The 12513-nt window shown below is 42.5% G+C and carries 10 protein-coding genes; 3 read left to right on the top strand and 7 right to left on the bottom strand.

The window, feature by feature from the left end; genetic code table 11:
* Positions 1 to 51: 51 nt before the first annotated feature.
* The 5 genes from holA to GMC92_RS00320 all read right to left on the bottom strand — a co-directional run bounded on the left by holA (position 52) and on the right by GMC92_RS00320 (position 5496).
* Positions 52 to 1086 carry a DNA polymerase III subunit delta gene (holA, locus tag GMC92_RS00340; protein WP_070666279.1) on the bottom strand — a complete coding sequence of 345 codons (1035 nt, stop codon included), beginning with the start codon at positions 1084 to 1086 and terminating at the stop codon, positions 52 to 54.
* Between the two features lie 23 nt (positions 1087 to 1109).
* Positions 1110 to 1712 (bottom strand): DUF805 domain-containing protein, encoded by a 603-nt coding sequence (locus tag GMC92_RS00335; RefSeq protein ID WP_070666282.1) that lies wholly within the window; start codon positions 1710 to 1712, stop codon positions 1110 to 1112.
* 75 nt (positions 1713 to 1787) lie between these two features.
* Positions 1788 to 4034 carry a DNA internalization-related competence protein ComEC/Rec2 gene (locus tag GMC92_RS00330; RefSeq protein ID WP_155199427.1) on the bottom strand — a complete coding sequence of 749 codons (2247 nt, stop codon included), beginning with the start codon at positions 4032 to 4034 and terminating at the stop codon, positions 1788 to 1790.
* Positions 4015 to 4683 carry a helix-hairpin-helix domain-containing protein gene (locus GMC92_RS00325; RefSeq protein ID WP_155199426.1) on the bottom strand — a complete coding sequence of 223 codons (669 nt, stop codon included), beginning with the start codon at positions 4681 to 4683 and terminating at the stop codon, positions 4015 to 4017. Before GMC92_RS00325 ends, GMC92_RS00330 begins: the two co-directional genes overlap by 20 nt.
* 66 nt (positions 4684 to 4749) lie before the next feature.
* A complete protein-coding gene (locus GMC92_RS00320) occupies positions 4750 to 5496 on the bottom strand; it encodes a lysophospholipid acyltransferase family protein (protein ID WP_003006324.1) in 747 nt (248 codons plus the stop codon).
* A 175-nt stretch (positions 5497 to 5671) separates the two neighbouring features.
* Between GMC92_RS00320 and GMC92_RS00315 the strand changes: the two genes are divergently transcribed.
* The 3 genes from GMC92_RS00315 (at position 5672) to GMC92_RS00300 (ending at position 9245) form a co-directional block, all read left to right on the top strand.
* The gene (locus GMC92_RS00315) at positions 5672 to 8011 is read left to right on the top strand and encodes a cation-translocating P-type ATPase (RefSeq protein ID WP_155199425.1); all 2340 of its coding nucleotides are present in this window, start codon (positions 5672 to 5674) and stop codon (positions 8009 to 8011) included.
* Between the two features lie 234 nt (positions 8012 to 8245).
* Positions 8246 to 8992, top strand: coding sequence for a tRNA1(Val) (adenine(37)-N6)-methyltransferase (locus GMC92_RS00305; protein ID WP_045759231.1), 747 nt, complete (start codon positions 8246 to 8248; stop codon positions 8990 to 8992).
* Positions 8982 to 9245: a GIY-YIG nuclease family protein gene (locus tag GMC92_RS00300; protein ID WP_045759230.1), complete on the top strand. Its 264-nt coding sequence runs from the start codon at positions 8982 to 8984 to the stop codon at positions 9243 to 9245. The genes GMC92_RS00305 and GMC92_RS00300 overlap by 11 nt, the downstream gene beginning before the upstream one ends.
* Positions 9246 to 9261: 16 nt before the next feature.
* Here the strand turns inward: GMC92_RS00300 and GMC92_RS00295 are convergent, their stop codons facing one another.
* Positions 9262 to 10155, bottom strand: coding sequence for an aldose 1-epimerase family protein (locus tag GMC92_RS00295; protein WP_155199424.1), 894 nt, complete (start codon positions 10153 to 10155; stop codon positions 9262 to 9264).
* 354 nt (positions 10156 to 10509) lie between these two features.
* Positions 10510 to 12081 (bottom strand): degradosome RNA helicase CshA, encoded by a 1572-nt coding sequence (gene cshA, locus GMC92_RS00290; protein ID WP_155199423.1) that lies wholly within the window; start codon positions 12079 to 12081, stop codon positions 10510 to 10512.
* Positions 12082 to 12513: the final 432 nt, after the last annotated feature.

The raw sequence follows: 12513 nt of genomic DNA, 5'->3' as shown, positions 1-12513 counted from the left end.
AACGCAAATAGCTAAATTATTCAACTAATCTGCTTGCGATTTCATTCATCGTTAGACGCTATTCGCTACTTTCAACAGGGCCAAATCAAATAAGTAGTCTTTTTCATATGTTCCACTTTTAATCGCATAATCCGTCTCGATGAAGGTCATCATAGCTTGCTTCAAAAAGGACAGGGAAAGCCTGCGGCTATCCCGTAGGGCGAACTTCACCTGGTAAGGATTGACCTTGCGTCCTGACAAGTCCGACAAGTTCGCTACAATTTGGCTTTCGGATTGGCCTTCTTCTGAGAAAATTTTAACTTGAGAAAACATTCGGAATTGCCCCAACAAAATAGCGATCAATTTTATTTCATCTTCTCCTTGTAAGCGAAGATCCTTAACCAAATTTCGGACTTGATCGATTTGGCGTTTGAGAATCATCTGTGTCAGATCAAAAATATTATCTTGCAAGGACTTTGGAACAACCTCCTCGATATCTTGGAGGGTAATCTGACCATCTTCTTTATAAGCCTGCAATAGAGCGAGATTCTTCTGTAACTCTCCAAAATCATAGCCAGATTTTAAGAGCAACTGGTCCAAGGAATCGCCCACAAAGTGTAAGCCCAATTCTTGCGCCTGACCAGAAAAATAACGCTTTAAATCTTGCTCTTTAGGAGTGGTCGCTTCAATGATTTGGGCATCCCGTTTTAGGAGTTTGACCAAGCGGCGCTTACTATCTAATTTTCCTTCTGCAAATATCACCAAACGGGTCGATTCAGAAGGATTTTCCAGATAATTTTCAAATTGCTTCAGATCTTCATCGGTTAAATTGCGTTTTTTGGCAGTGGTCAAATCCAATAAGTGATCCAAAATCACGATTTTTTCATCTGCAAAAAAGGGAAGACTGACCAAATCCAGCTCGACCTCAGCATAGGAGGCTTCCTTCATATCAAAATAAGAATAATTCAAATCTGAGGGATCATAGCCTATTTTTTTTAAAATGTCTTTTTTTAACCATTCAAATTGACCTACATCCTCACCCGTCAAAACAAGAATAGGAGGCAGAGTTTGAACCGTCAGATGTTTAGTGTCAATAATTGCTTGCATGAAACTCTCTTATCTTTATCAGTTTAGTGGATTTCGTGTTCAGTAGCCATCTTTTGTTCCAATGGTGGTTTTTCATCAGACAAATCAGGTGCTGCTACAAAATTAGGAATTTGCTCAAAGGAGTTGCCTCCAAAGCTCCCCCCTGTCGCTGTGACCTGTGGTTCAGAAGCCACTCCCATAGGAGTTTCTACTGGTTGTGGGAAGGTGTTTTTCCCTGGAAGCATCATGAGAATCAAGAGAGAAATAACTGTAATCCCCCAAAGAAATAGGAAAATATCTAGCCCCGTCAACAAATAGAGCAGAACCGGACCAAGATTCAAAAAGATCCAAGACCAATGGATTCCCGCATCCCGCAAGCGACGTACACAAATGGCTTGACTGGGTACTAAAATGAGGAAGTAAAAGAATGCTAAGAAAGCGAGCGCCCATAAACCTGTCTTAGAATGAACAGTTGAAAAATTGAGCGTTTCTTTAGCATTTTGATGGGATAAAGAGGTCACGATGTAAAAAACCCAAAGAGGCAAAGAAATCAGGGAATTCCAGAAAAAAGCTAGCCAAAAATGGGCCCGACTGGTCTTACTTGAAAAATCTGCATACTGTATCCAAAATTGCTTAAATGCGTTCATACAATTCTACCTTTACATTGATTTCACTTTCTATAATAGCAATTTTCAGCATAGAAAGCAAACCTCTCCTCGTCTCTATCGGACTGTTTCTACCCTCCAATGGTTCCATCCAATCAAGCGAATCGCTCCCCTTTCATCGGTACGAAAATAAGAAATAGAGCGTTCCTCTAGACGATCGAGCAATTCTTTGTGAGGATGCTGGTAGCGATTTTTCTTTCCAACAGAGATCAAGGCCAACTGAGGATGTAACTGATCTAAAAACACATCACTAGAGGAACCTTTAGAACCGTGGTGGCCTACTTTCAAGACATCTACTTGTAATTGTGGATCGTTTTTCAATAGTTTTTTCTCTCCAGCTTCTTCCAAATCACCCGTGAACAAAAATCGTTTCTGATAGAACTGCCCATAGAGGACAATCGAATCATCATTTTTACCATCCCCCACTTCATCAGGGGATAAGACTTCTAGATGATGATCAAAAATAGGAAGTTGATCCCCTCTCTGGACTACTTTAATCGGACTATGAAGCTGTTTCAATTTCTCTCGAAATTGAGAATTAGTTAGACTACCTGGACTGACATACACTTTTTTAACTGGGATTTGTTTGGCAACCTCCACCATATCTCCCATATGGTCCTGGTCTGTATGAGTCAAGACTAAAGCATCGAGTTTTCCAACACCTCGACTCTTGAGATAGGGAATCAAGGTTTGATCCGCATTGGCAGATTGACTGCGCTCTTGCCACTTTTCTCCACTTTTAAAAGTGACGCGTCCTCCGACATCAATCAATATGGTTCTTCCTTTCCAATCGCGTAAAAAGATACTGTCTCCTTGACCGATATCCACCATGGTAATCTCATTTTCTAAAGGATGTTTGGTCCAACAAAAGATGAGTAGAATCATGCCTATTAACAGGAAACGACGTTTTTTTTGCTTTCGAAGATCATACAAGATCCCTAAAAGAAGGAAGAGAGCAATCAGAGCTGCTCCCGTCGGCTGACCAAATACCAAAGGTAGCGACGTGAGCTTTGAAATCCAACGAATACACTCCTCTATGAGAAGAAAGAAACTGTTAAAAATTGTAAGGGGCTTTAGAATCGATAAGATAAATAGCACCGTTAAACCTGGAAGAAGAACAAGGTCAAATAAGAAAGAAAAGAGGAAGGTTAAAGGGAGTGACCAGGGTTGAAAAACACTAAAGTAATAGGTCAAAAGGGGCAAAATCCCCAGGCTAATCCAGAAACTTTCCACTAGTAGCTTTTTAAGTCCGGAATAAGAACTGGTATCTACCAAGGTCAAAATAAAGGCATAGGCACAACTCAAGACCCCTCCAGCTGTCAGGAGAAACTTGGGCATGAGCACCATTAAGATCATCAAGGTCATCGCCATATTCTCCATACCTCGGATGCCCTTTTGAGAGAGGATCTTCTGCAAGAGACTGCGAACCACTGAAACAGAAAAACCTGTCAAGCCAGCATAGACCAAAGAGATTGGAACCATCAAAATATCGACTGTTTCTTGCAAGATTCCTAGACGTAAGAGAGCTTTCCGGATCCCATTGATGAAAAAGCCGACCTGCATACCAGATAAGGCGAATAAATGGATGATTCCTAAACTCGTGTAAAGCTGGTCCATCTCTTCAAAATCCTTATCTAAATAGCCAAAAAGAAGGCCGGTCATATACTGGTTCATTGGCTGCGGAAAGTGCTCTTTACTCCAAACAATGGCTTGTCGCCTCCATTGAGACAGCCAGTCAAAAACATTCCAAGTCTGTATAGGAAGCGCGGATTGGATCGTTTCAATTCTAATTTGGTGATATATTCCCTGAGTCTTCAAATAAGCTCGATAGTCAAAACCTCTAAAATTTCGCTGCCCTTCTGGCTCTTCTATGACACCCTTATACGTCAACTCCAGCAAGTGAGTTTGACCTTGCCACTGCTGTTTTTCTTTCTCAGATTTCAAGGTGTAAAAAACTTGGTAGGTGCAACCCTGATCTTTAGCACGAAAAGACAAGGCATCTCCATTAACCTTGATGGTATCTGGGATCAGATGTAAATGGGCTGGGGACCGACTTTCGACTTGTTTTGGATGATCCTGGGCTCGCTGAAAGACAAAGAAGGCCGCAAAACAAAGGGTTGCTAAAGCAAGTCCTAGCAAACTTGAGCGCTCCCCTTTATAGTGATGAACCGCTAAAACTCCCACTACTACTAGACCGCTGATCGAAAGCCAAGATGGTTGATAGATACTAAAATACAGCCATAGAAGTACAAAGGCGAGATGGATAAGCGAAAAAGGAAGGTCTTTAATCCACCGTGAAAGCATCTCTTAGTTTCTCCAGTGTTTTCTCTCCGATTCCTGAAACATTCTTCAGATCATCCACTGATCGAAAAGGCCCATTTGCTTCGCGATAGGCGATAATATCCTGGGCACGTTTCTGTCCAATGCCCGATACTGTCTGGAGCTCTGATTCGGTTGCTCGATTTAAATGGACCTTGCCTGTTTTTTCTGCTGGCGCTGACGAAGTTGCAGAACTTTCTGAACTTCCAAGTGCTGGAACATCCTCTCCTTCTTTAGCAACATAGATCACTGCTTCATCGGAGAGTTTTTGCGCCAAATTGACCGATTGGCTATTGGCATCTGCTGTCATCCCGCCTGCCTTATAAATGGCATCGTGGACTCTGCTATTGGAGCGCAACTCATAGACCCCTGGTTGTTTGACGGCTCCTTTGACATCGACCGTAATGATCTCGGGTGCATCAGACACTGAAGTAACCGTCTTTTCTTCTTTGGAACTAGCGGTCTGCACCTTTTCTTTGCTCGAAGTAGAACTAGAAGACTGATAAAGATCCGGTATGGTGGATGCACTTGACTGAGGTCGATGAAAAAGAAAATACCCTCCAAGTAAGAGTCCAATAGCAGTAAGAGCTAAAAAGAGCTTATATTCTTTGATTTTTTCGATGATATCCTCCATAAGAAACCTCCTCTCACTTTTATTATTCGTAAAAATAAAAAAAACTGAGAAAAACTCTCAGTTTTTTTACTTGTTTTTCCGATGTTTGTCTGGATCCCATACAAAGCTTGCTAGGTAACTAAAGAGCAAGGTCAAGATGCCCACGACTAAGACAAGGGGAATCAAAAGGATTTTTAACAAACGAATCAAGATAAACGGTTTTGTTGGGGTGTTGATCGCTTGCGCTTCCGCATCCAAGCGGTCAAACTCCTCTTGGATACGGCGGGCAACTTCTGCCACTCCTTCGTCATTCATCTTTTTAATATCCGAAATATCGATGGGATGTCCAAAGTTCATATCAATGCGTTCACCCGTTGCCAACCCTTTCAAGTCTCTTGGACCAGTATAAGTCACTGGCATGATACGGACCTTCGCCATTTTAGCAATGATTGCAACACCGCCTTTAACGTCTTGAGAATGACGGCTTCCACTTGGGAACATAATCAAGGAACGGTTGCTCTTTTTCAGCATATTGACAGGATACTTAATGGCTTCTGCTCCCGGATTTTCACGGTCGATCGGAAATGCCCCACACATGCGAATCCACCAGCCAAAAATACGATTGGTGAAGAGCTCTTTTTTTGCCATAAAGATAAACTGCTTTGGCTTGGTTGCAAAGGCCATATAGACCGGATCCCACCAAGTCCGGTGAGGGGATACCAAGATGTAGTTCTCTTCCCGATCTGGAATATTGTCCTTATGATGGTAATGGGCATTCCCATTTAAAACCCAAAGAATAAAGGCAACAAGGCCACGTAAATAGGTATAAAACATAGTTGTTCCTCAAATCCATTTCATTCGTCTCTCTACAAGATATTCCATCCTGTAAAAGGTTCTTTCTTATTATACCGTATCCTGATTTTGACCGCAAACCTTTTTTAGATAAAAATTGTCTCAGCGGACCGATTCTAGATAGTCTTTTTCTCAAAAAAATGATATCATATTGTCTATGGAAACTATTGATTTAAAGGGCTTGTCCCTCAGTGAAGTCCGCAAGAAAATGGATCGCGGACAAACCAATGATTTTACAACGAATACCAGTACCAGCACCTGGCAAATCATCAAGCGCAACGTCTTCACCTTGTTTAATACCTTAAACTTTGTGATTGCTGTGGCCTTGGCTGCTGTACAGGCCTGGAGCAATATGATCTTTTTCGCGGTTATTTGCTTCAATGCCATTACAGGAATCATGACCGAGATGCGCGCCAAGCGGATGATTGATAAACTCAATCTCATGAGTCGTGAGCTGGTGACTGTCATTCGAGACGGGGAAAAAGATGCAATTCCACCAGAAAAGCTTGTCCTAGGTGATCTAATGCTTCTGTCTTCGGGTGAGCAGATCCCTAGTGATGCTGAAGTCATGTCCGGTATTGCAGAAGCTAATGAGGCTATGCTGACTGGTGAGAGTGACCTGGTCTTAAAAGAAATTGGTGATGAACTGCTTTCTGGTAGTTATATTGCCAGTGGTCAAGTCTATGCCCGTGTCAAGCGAGTTGGGGCAAACAACTATGCCAACAAACTGATGATGGAAGCCAAAACCTTGAAGCCTATCAATTCGCGTATTCTTTATAACTTAGCGAAAATCTCTAGCTTTACTGGGAAAATTATCATCCCATTTGGCCTTGCCCTCTTCTTTGAAGCATTGTTGATCAAGATGCTGCCAATCAAGGATTCTGTCGTGAATTCTTCCACAGCTCTCCTGGGAATGTTGCCAAAGGGAATTGCCCTACTGACGGTTACATCTCTTTTGACAGCGGTTATTAAGCTCGGTATGCGCAAGGTTCTTGTCCAAGAAATGTACTCAGTAGAAACCTTGGCGCGTGTGGATACCTTGTGTCTTGATAAGACCGGTACCATCACTCAAGGGAAGATGACAGTCGAAGCTCTCCATAGCTTATCTGATCATTTTTCTGAGGAAACCATCAAAGTTATCCTTTCAGCTTACATGCAAAATAGTGAGGACACCAATCCTACTGCTCAAGCTATTCGCAAGGCTTATGGAGAGTTGGAGCATGCTTATACTGCAGAAAACATTATTCCTTTCTCAAGTGATCGGAAATGGGGAGCTATGCATCTATCCAACCTTGGAACCGTCTTTCTCGGTGCTCCTGAAATGCTCCTTCAAGAAAATCCAACTGCTGTCGTCGAAGCACAAGCTCGTGGATCGCGCGTGCTCGTATTGGCACATAGTTCAGAACTGATCAGCATGCAGGAATTGAAACTACCTGAAAATCTTGAAGGGATTGCGGTTATTGAGATTACAGACCCCATTCGTGAAGGGGCTTCAGATACTCTTGAGTATTTGCGCTCTCAAGGAGTGGATCTTAAAATCATATCCGGTGACAACCCTGTGACGGTTTCTTATATCGCTCAACAAGCTGGCTTCAAAAATCATGAGAACTACGTCGATTGTTCAAAAATTTCTGATGATCAATTAGTGGATCAAGCAGAAGAAACAGCTATCTTTGGCCGCGTGTCTCCTCACCAGAAAAAACTGCTCATCCAAACCTTGAAAGCAGCTGGTCGGACGACTGCTATGACAGGAGATGGGGTCAATGATATCCTTGCTCTTCGTGAAGCAGACTGCTCCATCGTGATGGCAGAGGGAGATCCAGCAACTCGTCAAATTGCCAATATTGTTCTTTTAAACTCTGACTTTAATGACGTTCCAGAAATTCTTTTTGAAGGCCGTCGTGTGGTGAATAACATTGGACGAATCGCTCCAATCTTCTTTATCAAAACGATCTATTCCTTCCTCTTGGCTATCATCTGTATTGCCAGTGCTCTCTTCTTTAACGTCAACTATTTGCTGATTTTCCCTTTCATTCCTATTCAAATCACCCTGATCGACCAATTCGTCGAAGGATTCCCACCATTTGTGTTGACCTTTGAACGCAATATCAAACCGGTTGAAAAACACTTCTTGAGACGTTCCCTTCTGTTAGCCTTACCAAGCGCCTTGATGGTCGTCTTTAGTGTCTTGTTTATTCGCCTTTGGGGAGCAAGCCATGGTTGGTCTGCAGCCGATATGTCTACTGTATCCTACTACTTACTTGGATCCATCGGTTTCCTATCCGTTATCCGTGCTTGCCTGCCACTAAATATCTGGCGGGCCCTCCTCATCCTCTTCTCTGTAGTAGGATTCTACGCATCTGCGGTCGTGCTAAAAAACTTGATCGAGATTTCACTCCTTACAACCACTACTTTCCCAGTTTATCTGGCATTGATGGCTATCTTTACAGGAGTCTTTATCCTCACTACGATTCTCCAAAAATATGAATTTGATTAAAAAAAGAGAGTGGGACAGAAATCGGTAATTCGTTAGAATTCGATTTCGTCGTCCCACCTCCGCACAGTTGAGTAGGGCTGTAAAAGCTGATGAAATCAGCGTAGTAGAGCCCACTCAACCACTGCGTCTTGATCGACAATCCAAAAATAATTGAGAGGCTAGGACTTTTGTTCCAGCCTCTTTTTATGTTTTATCGATCTTTCCCCAAGCTTCTTTTCATGCTATAATAGAGCCATGACAGATATCGAATTAAAAGACGGCGAGCGCGTCAATCAACTCTTTTCAAGTGATGTGAAAATCATACAAAATCGGGAAGTCTTTAGTTACTCCGTGGATAGCGTCCTGCTCTCGCGCTTTCCAAAATTGCCCAAGCGGGGCTTGATCGTAGATCTCTGCGCTGGAAATGGGGCCGTGGGACTTTTTGCGAGTACTCGTACAGAGTCCCAGATCATTGGTGTCGAAATACAGGAACGTCTAGCGGATATGGCAACCCGCTCCATTGATCTCAATGGCTTGAACCAGCAAATGTCCATGATCACCGATGACCTCAAGCATTTGCCTCAACATATCGGGGGGAGTAAGGTGGATATTATCCTCTGCAATCCTCCTTATTTCAAGGTAGATGAGCATTCCAATCTCAATGAGAGTGAACACTACCTCTTAGCTCGGCATGAAATTACCACCAATTTAGATGAGATTTGCCATGTGGCCCAGCGAGTTCTCAAATCAAATGGTCGCTTAGCGATGGTCCATCGTCCAGATCGCTTTTTAGATATCATCGAAACCATGAAGCGTTACAATCTTGCACCTAAGCGGATCCAGTTTGTCTATCCCAAAGTGACCAAAGAGGCGAATATGTTATTGATTGAGGCGATCAAAGATGGCTCACTGGATGGTTTAAAAATTCTGCCTCCCCTCTTTATTCACAATGAAGACGGCAGCTATACAGACGAGATTCATGAGATCTACTATGGAAACTAAGGCTTACATGTATGTCCTAGAGTGTGCGGATGGCTCCCTCTACACTGGCTACACCACAGATGTCGAAAAACGCCTAAAGACTCACAATGCTGGAAAAGGCGCCAAATACACACGGGCTCGCCTCCCCGTTAAACTTCTTTACCAAGAATCCTATCCAGATAAACCCTCTGCTATGTCTGCCGAGTCTCTCTTTAAAAAGAAATCGCGCCAAGCAAAGCTAAACTATATCAAAAAGAACCGTCGGACTCCATAGTCCAACGGTTTTTCATTTACAAAATGGTGATACGGTACTGGTGACTCCGTGTTTCTTGAGGAGCCAACTGGATCACACCTTTTTTATCTTCGAAGAAATCGCCCTCTTCTGCAGATGTGGAAATACCCGTCCAAGGCTCCAAGGCAATGAAAGGCCCCTTGTTATTGGTAGACCAAAGGACGAGATTCTCAAAATCTGCAAAGGCAAATTCCAAACCTTTACCAGATTTTTTCGAGAGGAGCTGCACAGATTTAGAGGCTAACTGATCTAAAATAATGGCGTCTTTTTCAAACAGTTCATGGCGCAAAGGTAGGCTACGGCTATGGTCTAAAAATGGCGTCCGCTGCAGGCGATCAACCAAACCGGTTTCTGTGAACAAGAGAGGAACGCTACAGCTTTCTTCTTTTTCAAAAATCAACTCGTAGTCTTCATAGTCTTCATCTGCTAAAAGGGGACAACGAAAGGCTGGATGCCCTCCAATGAAATAAGGCATGACTTGATCTGACTCTAAATTTTGCACGCGATACGTGATGGTGATCTCTTTCCCTTTCAATTCATAATCGATTTCCACTCGAAAATGGTAGGGATAATTTTGTAAGCTCTCGTCGTTAGAGGTGATTTCAAAGACAAGACGATGGTCTGTTTGTTCTTTGAGTTCAAACTCTCTCTTGCGAATGAGGCCGTGTCTTGGAAGCTGGCCTGTCTTCACTCCATCTTTTAGATGATACTGTACTTGGCCATTACGAACACTCCCGCAAATCGGAAACAGAACCGGCGCTTGTCCTGACCAATACTCTGGATCCCCCTGCCAGAGATATTCTATGCCTTCCTTACTTCGAATGGAGCTCAATTCCCCACCAAATGTCTTAAATTGTACTTCTAGATCATCATTTTTTAATGCAATCACCATGGGCGACACCTCTTTTTAATTAGTATAGTTATTATATTCATTATAACCTTTTAGAAGAGATTGTCAATTTTTATTTTTCTAGTCAAAAATTTTAAAAAAATAAGAAAAAATCCTTGACAAGGCTTGGAAATAATTGTAGACTTAATATGTTAACAGAAATATCCCATTTTAGGAATCCATTCTTTCTGTTGTCTGACTTTTTTGGATGCTCCTTATCATGATACATTTTTTCTAAAAGAGTCAGTTATCATTTAGGTCTCCTTATAAATATACAAGGGTTAACAGCTGGTTAACCCTTGTATTTTTTATTTTTCATATAAAAAAACGGTCTAGCAATAGACCGTTCCTTCGGACTTATTTATCCCCTTTATTGCGGATGACAAATCCATTTTTCTTTTCATTGGAAGTACGATGAGGACGTTTGTTGCCTTTGCCTTCAAAGTCTCGGCTATTTTTATTGGACTTGCGTTTGAAATCACGGCGTCCACCTTCACGGTCATCTCTGCGATTTCGGTCACGGCGTTGGTCTCCACGACGGCCATTTCCACGGCCACCTTTTCCTTTTCCACCAAAGCCACCACCGGATGGTTTAAACGGCAATGGTTTTTCACGCGCAATTTCAACTTCTGGAAGGCTGTCTGGATCTTGAACGGTCAAGCTCAAAATATACATAGCCAATTCTTCAGGAGTGAATGCTGCAGCCAATTTGCGAGCATCCTTGCCAAACTTCTCAAAGTTGGTCCGGATTTTTTCATCTTCAAAATCTCGCTCAATTTTCTTCAGTGCTACTTGTTTTTTCGCTTGGAAGGCTTCTTCTGCTGTTGCAGGTTTCATTCCCTTCATCCGCTTTTTGGTCAAGTTCTCAATGATTTGCAAATAGCCCATTTCATTTGGCGATACAAAGGTAATGGATTGCCCTGTTTTCCCAGCACGACCTGTCCGTCCGATCCGGTGAACATAGCTTTCTGGATCTTGTGGAATATCGTAGTTGTAGACATGGGTCACACCTGAAATATCCAAGCCACGTGCCGCAACGTCTGTTGCTACCAAGACGTCCAAGTTCCCATTTTTAAAGTCACGAAGGACTCGGAGACGCTTGTTTTGATCCAAATCTCCGTGAATTCCTTCTGCACGGAAACCACGAATCTTCAAGCCACGAGTCAATTCATCAACCCGGCGTTTGGTCCGACCAAAGACGATGGCAAGTTCAGGCTGTTCGACATCCATCAATCGAGTCATGGTATCAAATTTTTCACCTTCTTTGACACGAATATAGTATTGATCGACCAAATCGGTGGTCAATTCTTTGGCCGCAATCTTAACGTGTTCTGGCTCTTTCATAAACTGAACACCGATACGTTTGATAGCTTCTGGCATCGTTGCTGAAAAGAGCAAGGTTTGGCGTGTTTCTGGGACACGGCTAATGATGGCTTCGATATCTTCCAAGAAGCCCATGTTGAGCATTTCATCTGCTTCATCCAGGATCAAGGTTTCAATATGATCGAGTTTCAAGGCCTTGCGCTTGATCAAATCTAGCAAGCGTCCAGGTGTTCCCACAACGATGTGAGCGCCTGACTTCAAAGCTTTAATTTGCTTTTCAATGCTTGATCCACCATAGACAGAGCGAACTTTAACACCCTTACTGCGTCCGAAGCGGAACAATTCTTCCTGACTTTGAACTGCCAATTCACGCGTTGGGGCAATGACAAGGGCTTGGATCACTGTGTTATCGACATCAATCTTCTCCAACGTTGGAAGACCGAAAGCAGCTGTTTTACCAGTCCCTGTTTGCGCTTGACCGATGACATCTTTTCCTTCAAGAGCCAAAGGAATGGTTTGTTCTTGGATCGGGCTTGCTTCTACAAAGCCAGCTTTTTCGATTTCTGCTAATAATTCAGCAGATAAGTTAAATTCATTGAATTTCAATTCTTTCTTCTTTCTAAAAAGTGGTGCGAAGCCACTTTATCAAACTTCTTTCAATGCGAATACGCACTGATTGCATAGGAAGTCATCTTCCCGGTTACCTGTCGCAAGACTCATCTAAAGAAAAACTAGTCCGTCTGTTTAAGACTACATTTTCTTTAGAGAAAAATGTTTTGCGTACTAACGGATGTTGTTGACTAGAATCGTTTTTTCAAACAAATAGGCAACATGATCCTATTTGCGGGAGTCTTCTTTCGAACAGAAGCCTTCCATCTGTTCAGTCTCCCCACCATTTCTCTCATACAAGTTTGCAACTTATCTAGTATAACATAATGAAGAGGCAAATGATAGTCAAAGGAGATTAATTTTATTTTTTAGGAAAAAATCCTGGATCGCTTGAAATCAGAAAAGTGACGCAAATCCTAGCCAGGACTG

This window comes from Streptococcus parasanguinis (genome assembly GCF_009717775.1).
GTDB lineage: Bacteria > Bacillota > Bacilli > Lactobacillales > Streptococcaceae > Streptococcus > Streptococcus parasanguinis_AG.
Note: the sequence above shows the minus strand (reverse complement) of the source record. Positions and strands in the feature narration are given on the sequence as shown.